This window comes from Citrobacter sp. MGH103, assembly GCF_001034475.2.
Lineage (GTDB): Bacteria > Pseudomonadota > Gammaproteobacteria > Enterobacterales > Enterobacteriaceae > Citrobacter > Citrobacter freundii.
In genome coordinates this window covers 2,105,863-2,121,278 of sequence record NZ_CP073043.1, presented here as the reverse complement: position 1 = coordinate 2,121,278, position 15,416 = coordinate 2,105,863, and the positions used below count along the sequence as shown (strand labels likewise).

22 protein-coding genes and 1 pseudogene are annotated in these 15,416 nt (G+C 50.4%); 1 reads left to right on the top strand and 22 read right to left on the bottom strand.

Going from position 1 to position 15,416, the window contains the following annotated elements:
- The 22 genes and pseudogenes from SK33_RS10245 to SK33_RS10140 all read right to left on the bottom strand — a co-directional run.
- Positions 1-2,577: pseudogene (locus SK33_RS10245) on the bottom strand (phage tail tape measure protein); the annotation flags it as partial.
- Positions 2,578-2,634: 57 nt separating this feature from the next.
- On the bottom strand, positions 2,635-3,048 hold the full coding sequence (locus SK33_RS10240; RefSeq protein ID WP_048217934.1) for a lipoprotein: 414 nt from the start codon (positions 3,046-3,048) through the stop codon (positions 2,635-2,637).
- A 54-nt stretch (positions 3,049-3,102) separates the two neighbouring features.
- A complete protein-coding gene (locus tag SK33_RS10235; protein ID WP_048217935.1) occupies positions 3,103-3,381 on the bottom strand; it encodes a phage tail assembly protein T in 279 nt (92 codons plus the stop codon).
- An 8-nt stretch (positions 3,382-3,389) separates the two neighbouring features.
- Entirely contained in the window at positions 3,390-3,779 is a 390-nt protein-coding gene (locus SK33_RS10230; protein ID WP_048217936.1) for a phage tail assembly chaperone, read from the bottom strand.
- A gap of 27 nt (positions 3,780-3,806) precedes the next feature.
- Positions 3,807-4,511, bottom strand: coding sequence for an immunoglobulin domain-containing protein (locus tag SK33_RS10225; protein WP_048217937.1), 705 nt, complete (start codon positions 4,509-4,511; stop codon positions 3,807-3,809).
- Between the two features lie 57 nt (positions 4,512-4,568).
- Entirely contained in the window at positions 4,569-4,916 is a 348-nt protein-coding gene (gene gp17, locus SK33_RS10220) for a tail completion protein gp17 (RefSeq protein WP_048217939.1), read from the bottom strand.
- Positions 4,913-5,362, bottom strand: a complete 450-nt coding sequence (locus SK33_RS10215) for an HK97-gp10 family putative phage morphogenesis protein (protein ID WP_048217940.1) — start codon at positions 5,360-5,362, stop codon at positions 4,913-4,915. Before SK33_RS10215 ends, gp17 begins: the two co-directional genes overlap by 4 nt.
- Entirely contained in the window at positions 5,359-5,697 is a 339-nt protein-coding gene (locus SK33_RS10210) for a phage head closure protein (RefSeq protein ID WP_048217941.1), read from the bottom strand. Before SK33_RS10210 ends, SK33_RS10215 begins: the two co-directional genes overlap by 4 nt.
- A 9-nt stretch (positions 5,698-5,706) precedes the next feature.
- Complete coding sequence (locus SK33_RS10205; protein WP_048217943.1) at positions 5,707-6,030, bottom strand: head-tail connector protein; 324 nt, start codon at positions 6,028-6,030, stop codon at positions 5,707-5,709.
- Positions 6,027-6,293 (bottom strand): hypothetical protein, encoded by a 267-nt coding sequence (locus tag SK33_RS10200; RefSeq protein ID WP_048217945.1) that lies wholly within the window; start codon positions 6,291-6,293, stop codon positions 6,027-6,029. Before SK33_RS10200 ends, SK33_RS10205 begins: the two co-directional genes overlap by 4 nt.
- A 38-nt stretch (positions 6,294-6,331) precedes the next feature.
- The gene (locus SK33_RS10195; protein WP_048217947.1) at positions 6,332-7,540 is read right to left on the bottom strand and encodes a phage major capsid protein; all 1,209 of its coding nucleotides are present in this window, start codon (positions 7,538-7,540) and stop codon (positions 6,332-6,334) included.
- 13 nt (positions 7,541-7,553) lie between these two features.
- Entirely contained in the window at positions 7,554-8,207 is a 654-nt protein-coding gene (locus SK33_RS10190) for an HK97 family phage prohead protease (RefSeq protein WP_044701272.1), read from the bottom strand.
- Positions 8,194-9,423, bottom strand: coding sequence for a phage portal protein (locus SK33_RS10185; protein ID WP_048217949.1), 1,230 nt, complete (start codon positions 9,421-9,423; stop codon positions 8,194-8,196). The genes SK33_RS10190 and SK33_RS10185 overlap by 14 nt, the downstream gene beginning before the upstream one ends.
- A complete protein-coding gene (locus tag SK33_RS10180) occupies positions 9,423-9,608 on the bottom strand; it encodes a hypothetical protein (protein ID WP_008323320.1) in 186 nt (61 codons plus the stop codon). Before SK33_RS10180 ends, SK33_RS10185 begins: the two co-directional genes overlap by 1 nt.
- Positions 9,609-9,618: 10 nt before the next feature.
- Positions 9,619-11,376, bottom strand: coding sequence for a terminase large subunit (locus tag SK33_RS10175; RefSeq protein WP_048217950.1), 1,758 nt, complete (start codon positions 11,374-11,376; stop codon positions 9,619-9,621).
- Entirely contained in the window at positions 11,376-11,849 is a 474-nt protein-coding gene (locus SK33_RS10170; RefSeq protein ID WP_048217951.1) for a phage terminase small subunit P27 family, read from the bottom strand. Before SK33_RS10170 ends, SK33_RS10175 begins: the two co-directional genes overlap by 1 nt.
- 156 nt (positions 11,850-12,005) lie before the next feature.
- Positions 12,006-12,356: an HNH endonuclease gene (locus SK33_RS10165; protein WP_048217952.1), complete on the bottom strand. Its 351-nt coding sequence runs from the start codon at positions 12,354-12,356 to the stop codon at positions 12,006-12,008.
- Positions 12,344-12,577 carry a hypothetical protein gene (locus tag SK33_RS10160; protein ID WP_048217953.1) on the bottom strand — a complete coding sequence of 78 codons (234 nt, stop codon included), beginning with the start codon at positions 12,575-12,577 and terminating at the stop codon, positions 12,344-12,346. The genes SK33_RS10165 and SK33_RS10160 overlap by 13 nt, the downstream gene beginning before the upstream one ends.
- A gap of 19 nt (positions 12,578-12,596) precedes the next feature.
- Positions 12,597-12,827, bottom strand: a complete 231-nt coding sequence (locus SK33_RS10155) for a hypothetical protein (RefSeq protein ID WP_047500056.1) — start codon at positions 12,825-12,827, stop codon at positions 12,597-12,599.
- Positions 12,827-13,354, bottom strand: a complete 528-nt coding sequence (locus tag SK33_RS10150) for a DUF2514 domain-containing protein (protein WP_048217954.1) — start codon at positions 13,352-13,354, stop codon at positions 12,827-12,829. Before SK33_RS10150 ends, SK33_RS10155 begins: the two co-directional genes overlap by 1 nt.
- A gap of 2 nt (positions 13,355-13,356) precedes the next feature.
- Positions 13,357-13,776 (bottom strand): structural protein, encoded by a 420-nt coding sequence (locus tag SK33_RS10145; RefSeq protein ID WP_048217955.1) that lies wholly within the window; start codon positions 13,774-13,776, stop codon positions 13,357-13,359.
- A complete protein-coding gene (locus SK33_RS10140; RefSeq protein ID WP_079967939.1) occupies positions 13,763-14,092 on the bottom strand; it encodes a phage holin, lambda family in 330 nt (109 codons plus the stop codon). The genes SK33_RS10145 and SK33_RS10140 overlap by 14 nt, the downstream gene beginning before the upstream one ends.
- Positions 14,093-14,257: 165 nt before the next feature.
- Between SK33_RS10140 and SK33_RS10135 the strand changes: the two genes are divergently transcribed.
- Positions 14,258-15,378 (top strand): IS3-like element ISSen4 family transposase gene (locus tag SK33_RS10135; protein WP_096147877.1). Its coding sequence is split into 2 segments (ribosomal slippage): positions 14,258-14,516 and positions 14,516-15,378, totalling 1,122 coding nucleotides; the frame shifts between segments, so codons are not numbered across the junction.
- Positions 15,379-15,416 lie beyond the last annotated feature (38 nt).

Sequence of the window (15,416 nt, the reverse complement as noted above, 5' to 3'; positions counted from 1 at the left end):
CTGATCTCGTAACCGTTCATCGAGATAACGTTTATTCAGAGCCAGCCCTTCCTGATAAAACGTTTCGTCAATTTCACCAGCCTGGCGTTGGCGTAACAGAGCTGTATTCTTCTCTTCAAACTCTTTGCGGATATTGAACTGTTCCCGCATTCGCTCTCGGAAACGGGTGCCTTGACCATAACCAAGTAACTCCGCATCATTAGCAGCGCGTGAACTGGCGTTGCTATCAGCTAAGTTTGCCTCGTAATTACGCAATTGTTCACGTAGTTTAACCTGATCAATAAGTGCAGCATTGCGCATTAATTCGGCTTTTTGCGACTGACTTAATGTCGAGAGTTCCCCCTGACTAACCTGATATTTAACTTTCGCTAATTCAGTATTTTGGCTTTCAAGCGCGATCTGCTCTTTTTGCTGCTTAATTAAACGGTCATAGGTATCTACCGCCTTTTCTGCATCGCTCTTTGGTCCTTTCTTTTGCGGTTTATTAGCCTGGTTATTCCGCCACTCTTCTAAGCCATTGTTAATTAACTCCTGGCGGCTGGTCTGGTAACGAGGGTCGTTAGAAGCGAAGCCAAGATCATCAGCAGAATAACTTAATCGTAAGCGTTCTCTCTCCTCACCTTTACGGCGAGATAATTCAAGTTCACGCCTACTTTTTTCAAGCGCATCTGTTTGTTTATTATCAAGAGTCGCCTGAGGAATACGCAACGGGGAGTTAGTCAGGCCTTGCCGTGCCCTGAGTAATTCATTACCTAACCCCAGCAACCTATTGAACTCAGTATGTTGCCCATTCATGTTCACCAGAGACTGATATTCTGCGTTCTGTCGCCAGGCTCGCTCTTTAATCAGGTCATTACGCCGCCTTTCGTTTTCCTCAAGAGCTTGCGATACCGATCGAGATTTTTCTCTCAGTTGAGCAAGTTTTTCTTCCTCAATTGAGATTTGATCAGTCAGTATTGAAATTGACTTAAGAATATTGAGGGCGTTTTCCTGATTTATTGCTGGATCATTCCTCGCTTCATTGAGTTCATTAATCCGGCGATTCAGGCTGGCTACACTTTTTTCCTGTTCTGTAATCAGCCTTTTTTGTTCTTCCAGTGCTGTGACAGTCTGGCTACGGTTACTGTCCAACTCAGGAAGAGACATTTTCGATGTCTTCTCTTTGATCTCGTCAATCTGGTTTGCGTATTCGCGGGCAGATTGTCGGGCCTGTTCCTGATTCTGGTACATGGTGTACCAGGCACCAGCGCCGAGCATCAATAATCCTGGCAGACCACCAACCAGTGAAAGCAGACCTGTAGCTCCACTTTTGACTAGTCCCATCACAGATGTCGCAGAGTTAAGAGCCTGCTGTGATGCAGTAACAGCGCGGTTAGACTGAACCAGTGCAGCATTAGCCGTAATCATTGCGCGACGTTTGGCAATCACGTTCTGGGTTGCCGTCGCTTCTGCATTAGTATTACGGGTAAGCTCAAGTTCCATTTGGGCCAGTTGATATGCTCTTTCAGCTGCAATTGCATCAGCTGCTGCTTTTCGTTGAGACTGTGTTGCTGAACTGGCGCGGGCGGCAGCGAGCGCAATCTCATTTTTACGTGCATCGATCAGTTGTGCTGTTTGCCCGCTGAGATCACCGAACATACCACCAAGAAACCTTGCTCCACCAATAGCGGCAAGAGCACCAGCGGCAGCAGCTACGGTGTTAATATTATCTGAAATGGTATTGAGAACACCGGTCAGTGCGCTTGTCGCGCCGGTCGCTTCATTAGCCCCGCCAACCCATGCCATGAAGGCATTTTCAATTTTTGTTGATGCTGCCGCCACTGTCTGCGGCATAGCGCTGTATTCTTCGCGAAGTGATCCAAGCTGGCTGATTAGAGCGGGCACCACCTTGTCAGCGGTTAATTGCCCCTGATCGGCCATCGCTTTAAGGTCTTTTCTGGCTACTCCCATCCCTGAAGCAAGGGCACGAATTACACGATCTCCATTTTCATTGACAGAGTTAAACTCTTCTCCACGAAGGACGCCTTGCGCCAGCGCCTGGCTGAACTGGGTGATTACTGAGCTAGCTTCAGATGTGCTGGCGCCAGACAGCTTAAGTCCCGTTGAAATAGCTTCGGTTACTTTCAGAACCTCTTCTGAACTGTAACCATATTCGCGCATGGAAGCCGCCGAACGAGCAAACAGGCTGGCGTTATCTGAAAATGCGGTGCCGGTTCGCTGGCTGATATCCATCAGCGCACGCTGTGATTCTTTAAAATCATCAGTCGATTGCGATGCCTGCTTTAACCTTGCGTTAACCGAACTCCATTCATCCGCCAGAGAAATAAGGTGCCCAGTGGCATATGCGCCTGCAAAAGCGCCAGCCAGGCCCATAGCAGAAGCCTTTGCTGAATTAAGCTGACTGGTTACCTCCGCCAGCGCTTTCTGTGTTTCTCTTGATGCTGCTGCCGCCTGACGCCCGCCATTTTGCATGGTTCGGTAATAATCTTGTCCGGTGCGTGAAGCGCGCGCGATCTCCGTCTGGAAAGACTGGGAGTTAGCCGAGATTTTAATTATCAATTCACGGAGTGTCGCCATATTTCACCTAATAAAAAACCCGCTTTTTGGGCGGGTGTCTTTAATTCAAGAATTAACTTAAAAGGCTGTAGGTGAAAATCTGAAATCGCCGTTAGCCCCGTATCCAACCCGGTATATTAATACCTTATCTTTTACTACTTCAGCCCCAACCTCAACCATACCACCAGCACACCAGCCATGCGGAGTTGCACTTAAAACATGCCGACCTGGATTTGGGTAGAAGGTCACTTTTTCCCTTGAATCAATATCTGCAATTGGATTTCCGTCAATATAAATACTGATAAGGCACGCACTACCCATTAGTCCGGAATCTCTTTTGACGACAACTGTCCCGGTATCAGCAGAATTATTAACGATTTTTTTATCCCAAATTCTGTCAGCAGAAACACTTCTTGCTTGTTCTGTAGAAACGGGCTGCGTAGAACATCCAGATAATAGAGCGATAGCAACAACCAGAAGTAATTTATTCATATCCCTATTCCATGTTTAGAAGGCAATAAATATTAATGTGGAATGATTACAATGTCACTGAGTTGCTGCTGTTAATGCAGCCTCAAGCCCTGCAAACGGGTCCTTCGGTGCTGATTGTTCATCACCACCCCAGCGCAGGATCGCATCGTCCAGCGGTACTTTCGCCCCCTGTGAGCCGTAGATGGCAGAGACGATCTGCGCAGCCTGGATATCACCACGAATATCGCCAATGGGGCTTTGCCTGTCGAACTCAATCCACATCAGTAGCTCGCTTGCTGTCATGGTCTGGCGAAGCTCTGAGAGCGTGCGCCCCATGCGGAGCGCAAGCGACATCAGAAACTTTACGCCGGGGGTTGCGACTTTTCCCGCGCTTCGTCCGCACTGTTGATGAGGTCAAGCGCCTGTTTGAGCAAGCGTGAATGAACGGGTCCGTAAATTTCACGTACCTGTTCTTCTTCATCGACGCTGAATACCGGTTGCTTGTTGGTATCGCAAAGGACATCAATGAACAACACCACGTCAGCACAAAGATTACGGTGTGCTTTTTCTGATACAGATACCTCGCCTTCTTCATCAGTACCTGATTTTGCAATTTCCTGCCAGCGTAGCCACCCTTCGCCAGAAGGTTCCCGCAGAACAACCTTCACACCGCCCCATTCAGGGACCGTAATGATTTTATGACGAAAGCCTGACATTTTAGCCAGCGCCAGTTCTTTAAGACTTTTAGCCATTTTTTATCCCTGATTAAAGAAGATGAATTACGCTACCGTTACGACGCAGGTTGCTGAGGTGACTTTCCCGGCAGGTGTGGAGGCATCGGTAACTTCACAAACGTAATCACCGGCATCACCTGCAGCAGCGTTTGCCTTGTTGAACGTTGCTGTCGTCTGTCCACTAACCGCGCTGCCGCCCTTCTTCCAGACGTAGGAATAAGGTGCCGTTCCCCCGGCAGCTACGACCGTCAGTGACAAAGCCGCACCAGAGGTAACAGATTTGGTGTCAGGCAGGTCGGTGGTCAGGCGCAGCGCGTTATCAATTTTCGTCGGCTTACCTTTCAGGCGTAGCGAAAACGTTGCGGCCACCACACTGTTTGTCCCTGAAGACCAGGTGTGCTGACGAACTTCAGACAGGAACTGGAAGCCAATACCAGACGGGAAGACAATCCGAAAACCATACGTGGTGTCGTTATCATAGGCATCACGCAGCGCATCCTGTGCCGGGTTAACATAAAAGTTACCGGACATAGAGATTTCTGACTGAGCGCCCAGGCCGTTGATATTTTCCTGCTCGGTTGAGCACAGAGTTGTGACATCAATGTCCTGCTTCTGACCACCAGTAAACTGGACTTCTTTGATAGTACAGTGCAAATCCAGCCAGGTTGCGGCGCCAATCGTATCCAGTGTCACTGGCGCAGAGGTGATCTGAATTTTAGTACCCTGCGATTTTTCATACAGTGAGGACATATTTGTCTCCTGAAAATAGAAAACCCGCCGTAGCGGGTCTGTGAGTTAATGGATATGTCAGACGGTGACCTGAAATTCCAGCGTCATCCGGTAATACCGGTTCTCTGGTTCATAACCAGGAGTTTTGCTTATATTGGTGGGATTGAGTGGCTTAACCGCCTGAAGCGCCATATCACGAAGATTCCGCGCCTCTTTGAGAGTCAGTGAGTAAACATCCACCTGGACCGATATCCCTGATTCGGCCTGCCCACAAAGAACATCAGCGGTCACATCAGAAATAAGTGAAAAAATCACCCAGGGTGGCGATATCGAGGGATGACCATCACTGCCAAGCGGGGCGACATAGGGATAAACCTGCCCTCCGGCCAGCGGCCTCAGCAAAAGATAAAGGTCATCTTCCGTCATTTACTCAGCACCTCATCAATGGCCTGGTTCATGCGTTTCATAGCAACCTGCGTCGCCAGTTCTTCACGGGTATCAAACGCAGGACGGACAAAAGGATGTGGCGGCATATTCACTGTGCCCATTTCGACAAATCGCCAGTAAAACGCGTTACGTCGATCGGAGGCTTTCATTGAATTATCGCTGTTACCCGTTCGCATGTTTCGACCGCGAATATGAACACCGGATGAAATATCACCGCGTTTACGTGATCGCTGCGTCAGCACCACAACGTTTTTCTTCAGCTTGCCGGTTCGTTCAGGCGCTCTTACTATCACCTCATCTTTCAGAACCTCAGCACCAGCTCGAGTAGCATCACGCAGAACTTTGTTGTTTTCGGCGCGGCTCAGTAATTCCAGATCGCGGGATATCTCTTCAAGGCCAGAAAAATCCAGAGTGATATCAATCATTTTTCTGCTCCATTTTTACAGAGTATTTCCAGCCTGGTGGCTTTACTGTCGGGTATGGGGGGGCTGATGATATTCAGTACCGCGCCTTTAAATGGTCCTGTGAGCACCTTTAATCTTGACGCAGCAGTCACATCATGCCGGAAACGGACCCACACCCGAATTGTTGCCTGTGCCGTTTCTGCTCCTGATTGCAACTGCTCACGACCACTGATACCCAGCACTTCCGCCCATATAGTCTTTCCCTCCTGCCACTCTTCAACCGGCTGGCCTGTAGTATCGCGAAAAGAAGTAAAGTTCAGGATAGTAACGCGATGGCGTAATCGACCTGCCTGCATATACCCCCCTTATGTTCCCGGGTGCTTCCGGTGCGGCCCTAAGAGAGCCTGAACACCAAACGGCAATGTGCTTGTAATATTGCCAATATTTACCGGCTCTCTGTTCTCGTACCAGTGGCTGACAAGAAGCATTAACGCCAGCTTGATATCGTCGCTGATGATGATGCCATCAGGGTTACTATCCGGGATGCTCGTATCGTATAGAGCCCTGTTTAAAATTTTCTCAGCATGAGACTTTGCTGCACTGAGATATATCGCCAGTGTCTGATCTTCAGAAACATCATCGCTGTCTATCCGGCATTGCTGCCGTAATTCGGCAATAGACGGTTTCATTTGGCCTTCCCACGTTTTGTTTTCTCTGGCTCTGGCTCTGGCTCTGGCTCTGGCTCTGGCTCTGGCTCTGGCTCTGGCTCTGGCTCTGGCTCTGGCTCTGCAGGGACATGAACACCGCCACCACCAAATTTGATAATACCGAGTTCGGTAGCAATTTCCTCAGCGCGGGCAGGTAGCTCACCGTCCGAATACACCCCAGCGGGAATGGATTCAACAATACAACCATCTGGGGACCACTTAAGTTCACGCAATAATTCAGGCATAAATCACCTCGAAAAATCGGGGCCGAAGCCCCAGAGAATTAAGCGCCAGTGCCGATCTGCAGCAGTTTAATGGCCTGAGAATCCACCAGCATCCCCCCGGTTCGTTTGGTGGTGTAGAAACCAACGAATGGTTTTTTGGTGTAGGGGTCACGAAGAATGCGGGTGCCGATGCGGTCAACAATGGTGTAACCACGTTTGAAATTGCCAAATGCAATTGCTTTAGCATCAGCCGCGATATCCGGCATCTGTTCGTTCTCTGCCACACCGTACCCGGCCAGAGAGGAAGGCTGACCAAGTTCCAGACCAGGACGCCACAGGTAGTTGCCTTCTGAATCTTTCAGGATTCGGATAGCAAACAGGCTGTTGTTGTTCATCATGAACTTAGCGCCATTACGATGCACTTTACGCAACGTGTAGACCAGTTTGATGATCGCATCAGCCGTTACGCCTGCCGCAGCGCCAGAGAGAATGTGCTGGAGAGTACCAAATGCACGAGTCTTGTCCGGATCAAGCGTGGAAGCATATGCCAGAAAACCTTTCGGCTTCTTCGTCCCGTTACCGCTGGTAAAGGCGATTTCTTCCTGCTCTGCAAACTCAATTGCCAGTTCGCTGTTGATCCAGTCTTCGACGTTGAAGAAGGCATCGTCCAGCATGGTTTGAGTGGCCTGCGGGTTACCGTAAATTTCCCCCATGAACGGCTCAATCTGACCGAGTTTAGACGCATCGGTTTCCGGGCGGTCATCCGTTTCACCAACCCAACCCGAAGCCGTACCGCCGAGATTAACCAGTTTTTTATAGTTAGCGCCGCCGACTGTGATGGTTGTCGCCTCCTGGCGCATCACCACTTCATCTTTCAGAAGATTAAGGATCGTGCGATCCAGCTCTTCCGGCACGGCATAGCCACCATCTTCATCCACACCGACCTGCAGAGCTTTGCGTTCAAGTTCGCGCAGCCCGTCATCTTTACCCTTGCGCATAAAGCCAATGAAAGCGGTTTTATGTTCGCTTGCGGCTTTGCTCTGAGGACCACCGGCTGGACGTTTAACCTGCTTCAGTTCCTCTTCCAGCGCAGATTTAAGCTCATCCAGTTCAGACAACTTGCCGTTTAAGGTTTCAACCTCACCTGCCAGCTTGCCCTTTTCCTGTTCAACTGCTTCCAGGCGCTTATCGTTCTTTTCTTTGAACGCATCAAACTTCGCCTGCAGTTCCTGCGCGACCTGCTCTACGTCTTTAACGTCAACTGACATAATTAACTCCTGATTAAAATTTGATGTTTTTCAGTGCATCCAGTGCGGTACTCACCTCATCAACATCACGCAGTGAAAGTGAGCTATAACCCCCGGCCATGAATGCTTTAGCCTGGGTGCGTGAGAGCCCAACATCGCGCAGGACTCGTTCAATACTTTTTTGAGAAGGGATTTCTCCGCGCGAAAATGCGCTTTTGACATCACTTACACGCGCTTCATCGTTCGACGGAAACGTGACGAGACTGACTTCCCACAGGTCGATCTCTTTGAGAAGGAACACACCCTTAACACGGTCGTACTCCCAGTCTTTCAGCATGTAACCAATAGAAAGGCCGGTTAAAGAACCGGCCTTCATGTGGGCGTGTGCGCGTTTCGAAAGGGGATCGTCATCAATGAGTAACCGGCCTTTAACATAAAGGCCAACCTCATCCTCTTTCATCTCCGTGTAAATACCGATGGGTTCATCCATACGGTGCTGCCAGAGTAATGCAGGGAGAGCATTCTTTTCTTTCCATGCCTGAAGGGAGGCCGAAAAAGCGCCTGGCACGACAACATCATCGTAGCTGTCCTTTACGCCAAAAACAGAGCCATAACCTTCAAACTCCCCGCTGTCGCTGACAGACTTTAGCTGTAGCGGAATATCCAGCCGCTGTTTAGTCATCGGCATTATGTTGTTCCTCAGTTATTTTGTTCTTGCTGCTGTCTGACGGCTTCGTCGTCATGTTCATTGGCGTAAGGTAAATATCTCCGCCTGCGCGTGGGTTAAGTTCTTCAAGTTCCCGGCAGTCATTTGGTGAGTAAATACCCCAGTTAATGCCTGTTGAATACGCCTCAAATCGCGACTTCATATCCCCGCGCAGCAATGCGCCGGCATTGAATTTTGCGTAGTAAACACCCTGCTTTGATTCCTTCACCAGCCCGATGTTGATTCTCTGCTCAATGCGGGTCATATACGGAACGAGTGAATAATTGATAAACCCCATGCCGAGGTTTTCAATATTGTTAAACGTCGAGCGGTCAGTGTTCTGCACCATGTGCATCGGCACCCGGAACAGGCGGCATATTTCCTCCAGCTGGAATTTCCTGGTCTCAAGGAACTGACTGTCTTCCGCATTGAGCGCCATCGACTTCCAGTCCAGTCCCATTTCGAGAATCATTGGTCGGTGCGCATTGCTCAGCCCGAGATGTCGATCCTCAAAATCTTTTTTCAGCCTTGTATAAGCAGCGTCAGTGAGCGTTTGTTCAGTGCGGAGTACACCGGAGGTAACCGCGCCATTTGAGAACAACCGCGCCCCATGTTCCTCTGTTGCCATTCCCAGAGATATTGCTTCTCTTGCATAGGCTATAGGGTTCAGCCCCACCAGCCCGTCAAAGGTAAGCGTTCTGACATGCCAGATATCATCCTGCCCAAGCACATCTGTTGAACCATCGGGGAATGTTACCTGGTAAACCGGCTGCCACTGGCTGTTAAGCTTTGGTTCAACACACCCGGGGTCAATAGGAAGCAGCTCCACCACCTCGCCAAGCGCTTTAACTTTGTAGGCGTAAAAATTACCGCGAAGACAAAGACAGACAATGACCAGCTCCCAGAACTCCTGGGGGGTCATGTAATCATTTGGCTTCATCGTCAGTAATTTATGCAGCCTTTCAGAAGTCGCTTTTTGTTTACTGTTTCCGGTTATCTTGTACAGGTTACAGGGCAGCATACCCATCGACTCAGCAAGAACCCTGATACAACCGAAAACTGCTGTAAGCCGCATGGCTTTCTGGCTGCTTACCCTTTTCCCTGTATAGGTGTCGTAAGTCATTCCCACTGCTTCAGCGAGTTCTGCCGGAGTAGTGACAGGGGCGTCACTTTTTTTGAACATTCCGGGGAAAAACATCAGTCAGTCCCTCCTCGCAATGTTTTCCCGGCCAGCGAAAGCGTGCGGGAAACCAGCCATGACCAGATAAGGCAAAGCATACCCGCACTGATTAAGCCTCCAGGCGGATAAATCATCCATACACCAAACGAAAGCAAAATAGCGCCCATCACCCCGATCAGTGGGGCGAGAATCATCAGGATCATAACTGCCTCTTTATAATGAACGGACGCCGTAACTTTCCAGATGGTCAGAGAGGCTGTCCTGTTGTTCGCCGCCGTTTACAAGCATGCGGCTCATTGCGGTAAACAAGGCGGCAGGCCCGTCTATTTTCGCTTCTGGCGTGGATTTGTTCGGAAAGATATTGTCGTTTTTGTCAGGCTTGACGGTGACGTTAGACATCATCCAGTTCATAACCGGATGATTGCTGTGATGAAAACGCCCACCATAAACCAGAGACTCCACTTCTTTCATTGACTCAGAAAAGTTTCTGACCGTTTGCGGAACCTCTACCAGCGGCACACCCTCTTCTGCCAGAGCCAGGCTAAACTGCGTTGCGCTCCAGGGGTCAAACCCGGTTTCCTTCAGGTTTTCGCCGCTAATCCATTCCAGAAAATCAGCTTTAATCTGCGCATGATCGATAACATCACCATCGGTCAGTTCCAGCTTTCCAAGCTCGGCCCATTTGCGATACATCTGCGCCATTTGAGCGGAACATTTTTCCAGTCGCCCTTCGGGTAACCAGAATTTAAAGTCTGCATGCGCGTGACCGTTGTCTGCCCGCCAGAGTTTTACCGCAGCACAAATATCAATCTTGTGGGCCAGATCCACACCAGCCCACATCGGGTAGGTTTTCAGCTCATGACGGGGGGCTATAAACTCACAGTTTTCCCACTTAATCATGTCCATCCAGGCTGACTCAGCGGTCACCCAGATATTCATGTGTTTGGTGAAAAAGTTTACTCTGGCGGAAACCTGTTCTTTGGCCTTCTTTGCCAGGCGTCGAAGGTCATCCCAGCGCTTACAGATACCCAGCCCGGGGTTAGCCTTTTGCCAGACTGTTTCGTCAAACGGATCATCATCCTTATCCAGCGTGAAGATAATGGCGAAAAAGGTATCATCCTTAACCGCGCCTTCCACTTCGCTGTTATAGCCACGCAGCACCTTAATGGCATAATCGCGCAGCTCGTAACAAATCCCTTCTTTGTTAAACCCGGCAGTCGTTATGCCAAACAGAAGAGACTGCAATCGTGCGCCGGTTGCAGTCTCCAGAACGTCCCAGACATCACGGGTTTTATGCGCATGAATTTCGTCGACGATGCCACAATGGATATTGAGACCATCAAGATTGTTGGCATCAGAAGAAAGCGGTTCAAACTTGGATGCTGTCTGCTCCTGGTAGATCGCCAGTTTATTGAATTCAAACAGTCGCCCAAGTGTGGGTTTCGCTTTTTTAACCATGTTTTTCGCATCTTCAAAAACGATGCGAGCCTGATCCCGCGTAGTCGCTGCGGAATAAACCTCTGCCCCGCCCTCACCATCGGCGCCAGCCATATAAAGACCAACGCCAGAAGATAGTGTCGATTTGGCATTTTTACGGGCGACTTCGTTATATGCCGTGCGAAACCTGCGAACCATCACCGGACGGCCGCTGCCATCATTACGCAGCACAACTTCGCCTGTTTCTTCATTTACCAGGGGAATAACAAAACCGAAGATGTTGATCAGAATGAAAACATGCCAGTCCATCAGCTCAATCGGCTGGCCTGCCAGTGCTCCTTTAACATGAGGCACGAATTTATAGAAATTGAGGATGTGTTGTGCGCGGGGCTCGCTGAAATAGATGCCACGTTCTTCACCGTGCTTAAGATCATCAAGAAATCGCTGGCAGGAAAGACGGACATATTCACAGGCAATAACCTCCCCGGCCACGACGCGTTCGGCGTAACGTATGCCATCAGAAACTTTAGCCATCAGTCCCTCGCTTTCATAAATTCAGCAATAAGATCAACTTCGCCCGGAGTTTTTGTACTTACCTTCGAGCGACTGGCAGGCGTCATTCCGAACTCACCAAGCATGGCTCGCAGCCTCTTCCAGGCGTCAGCTTTCATAATTGCAGCCGGGTGTGCCTTTATCATGACGTCACCAGTCTGCGTTTCAGTTCGGTACGTATACCCCTCAATCTCCAGCGTGTCGCAGTGATGTCTGTATTCGGCATACGCTTCCACAAGCAGTTCAAGGGCTCGCCCATCAAGCTGGGAGATCACACCGATGGCGTCCAACTCTTCAGCCATCCGCTTAAACCAGTACTTCCCCTGCTTGTCGAAATGCTTGGGAACTGGGGGGACCCCTTTAGGTGGTTTCGGCTCGTTATTGTTGATCGGTCGTTTGGATGGGTTACCCCTCACCAAACGCAGATGGGTAGGGGTTTTCGGCGGTCCTGACATAATCGAAAACTCCTATTAATCATCGGCTGGGGGACCCCAAAAAAAGTTTTCTAACCTGCGGCGATGTGAAGAAAGGCTAGGCGGCGGTCCCTTGGGCTCTCGGCTACAGGGATTTGACCTCCCCCTCCCCTCCACGCTTGTTGATGGTAATCATTATCATTTGAAGCGTTCGCGCCCTGTTTTCGAACGATGGCAGGGCCAGCACAGGCTTTCGAGGTTCGAATCATCATCGGTACCCCCATGTGCCTTAGCCTTGATATGGTCAACGGTTGTGGCCGCGACAGCACGTCCAGTACGCAGACAGTTCTGACACAGATGGTTGTCACGCTTCAGGATGCGGGCGCGTTTGATATCCCACTTACTGCCGTAGCCACGCTCATGGCGACTCTTACCCTGCTGGTGCTGTTGCCAGCCCTCATTGCGATGCTGCTCACAGTAGCCTGAACGGTCAGTAGTCGTACCGGGACAACCTCGCTTGCGACATGCGCGAGGGATTAACGCTGGCATGGTTCAATCCTCACGGAACCGTAAAGCGTTTGCCGCTTCACTTCACCGTTATCTGTCGTCATATAACCACGCTCATCGAGAACAGCAGCGATTACTTCGCCCTTCTCATCGTCAGCAGTGAAGACATGCTTAACCTCAATACCATCGAGAAAAACAGCGTATCGCTCTACACCGAGATTAATCTTCCTGCCGGGATCGTCATCTAATACAGTGAGACGCATATGACCTCCACAGGCTTCCTTAAGTGAATGAGATGCCAAGACTAACCAGCACGACTTTCTTTTCCTCAATCCGGCGATTAAGTTCAGCCACTGCATGTGGGCGAATAGCATCGAGAAAGGCTTTATCCTGATATGTGGACTGAATTGTCACACCAAGCCCATCACCACTTTCCAGTATGCCTTTCTGTCGTTGTAGCTCTTTTATCCCGTTGTTGATGTAATATGCTTCGGTCAGATTTTCGACATTCATCATTCAACCCTTTTGTTATTCGACTCTCTTACCGAGTCGTAAACACGCTCACATGTCATTCCTGCCCGGTAGCGTTCGTCAGCGATTCCAGCATAACGTTTAGCTTCTTCTGCAAGACTTCCGAGCATGTTGGCGAGCATTCCGGCGTCGGCGCTGGCTGTTTTGCCTCGGACGGCAACGGCAAGATCTGCGGTGTGCTTTGCGGCGTCCAGGCGAGTGGCAAGCTTTGTTGCTTCGGTGCGCAACTGGCTAACAGTGGCAGACAGGCCAGCAGCAGTGGCAGCAGATTTAGCGGATTGTGCTTGTGCATCTTTTACAGCCTCATCACGGGCAATTATGCGCCCTTGCTCAATCATGCGGGCGGCGGTTTGCGCGTTCGCTGTTCGCGATGATTCCACGCTATTACGGTCAGCCCACTTCTTTTCCCAGCCCCGATCACTCCAGACATTTCCGGTGATAAACGCGCCTACCACCAGCAATATTAGCGCCAGTGGTTTCCAGTATTGTTCCACCAGCGCGATATTCATGATTACCCCGCCAGTTCGACTGCGCGAACAAACGTATCGAATCCGTAAGGCTGGCTACCGTTCTCGTGCTTAATGATTGCCTGTAGCAATTTCATCATGAAACGGCTGTCGCTGGTATCGATGCGCTTGTCGGGGGTAACGCCCGCCGCCTGAGCCACGCTGTTGATATACGCCTGTGTATTGTTCTCGTTTGGCGGGGCCCAGCGTTTGATAATGCCGCTTACAGTGTTCAGACCATGCTTGCGCTGGTAGTTGCGCAGGATGATGATCATCGCCCGGATACCATACTCAGGCGTGGTGAACTGGCAAAATGCTTTATCGGTGCGCTGTGTTTTGGGTGCCAGGCCCTGCCATTCGTCACCCCAGCGGATATTGCCGGGATTATTGTTGCGGATACCGCGGGAAACATTACTGGTTGTCATCGGTCACCCCTGCCCTTTTTTTGAGTGCGCTGATAGCGATTTCGCGCAGTTTGTCTACGCCGACGAATCCAATCACACCACCGACGAACGGTGATATCGATACAGGAAGGCCAACCACATCAAGCGCGCTGGTGATGCATAAAGAAAGGGCGCCACAAAGGACGCCCTCAAGCCATTTATTTTTTCGTGTTGCACCGTCATATATCAGACGACCATAGGCAATGAGTCCGGCCATTGACGCCCCCAGAATCTGGGGCCACGCATTTTTGAGTCCGGTCAAAACCGCAGCCCAGAATTCAGGGTTCTTGTCATTCATTTTCATAGCCTCACCTCGCATAGTTAGCGGGTGCTGTTTGTAGTAAGGGAGCAGGCTTCACGGGCTGGATTTATCAACAAAGCACGTAGCGGATTGACCTGCTCCCCGTTGATTAGTACACCCCGATGTTAGTAATGTCTTCATAAGCCACATGAGGACATCCCCATGAAGAAGCGTTTTTCCGACGAACAGATCATCAGTATTCTCCGCGAAGCCGAAGCTGGGGTACCCGCCCGTGAACTCTGCCGCAAGCATGCCATTTCCGATGCCACGTTTTACATCTGGCGTAAGAAGTATGGCGGTATGGAGGTGCCTGAAGTTAAGCGCCTGAAGTCGCTTGAGGAAGAGAACGCCAGACTCAAGAAGCTGCTTGCCGAAGCCATGCTGGATAAAGAGGCGCTTCAGGTGGCTCTTGGGCGAAAGTACTGACGACAGACCAGAAGCGGGAAGCCGTGATGTTGATGTGTGATGCGACCGGTCTGTCGCAACGTCGTGCCTGCAGGCTTACAGGTTTATCCCTGTCGACCTGCCGCTATGAGGCTCACCGTCCGGCTGCTGATGCGCATTTATCAGGGCGCATCACTGAGCTGGCACTGGAGCGCAGGCGTTTTGGCTACCGTCGTATTTGGCAGTTGCTGCGCCGTGAAGGGCTTCATGTTAATCATAAGCGCGTGTACCGGCTTTATCACCTCAGTGGCCTGGGCGTAAAACGCAGAAGACGTCGTAAAGGGCTGGCAACAGAACGTCTGCCGCTGCTCCGTCCGGCGGCGCCCAATCTGACCTGGTCGATGGATTTCGTCATGGACGCACTTTCCACCGGTCGCAGGATCAAGTGTCTTACCTGCGTCGATGATTTCACAAAGGAATGCCTGACGGTCACTGTTGCCTTTGGGATTTCAGGCGTTCAGGTCACGCGTATTCTGGACAGCATTGCACTGTTTCGAGGCTATCCGGCGACGATAAGAACTGACCAGGGGCCGGAGTTCACTTGCCGTGCTCTGGATCAATGGGCCTTTGAGCATGGTGTTGAGTTGCGCTTAATCCAGCCGGGCAAGCCAACGCAGAACGGATTTATTGAGAGCTTTAACGGACGATTTCGCGATGAATGTTTGAATGAGCACTGGTTCAGCGATATCGTTCATGCCAGGAAAATTATTAATGACTGGCGGCAGGATTATAACGAATGCCGCCCGCACTCCACGCTGAATTATCAGACACCGTCTGAATTTGCAGCGGGCTGGAGAAAGGGTCATTCTGAGAATGAAGATTCCGACGTTACTAACTGAGTGTTGTATCTAATCGTGGGGGCAGGTCAGGATGATTC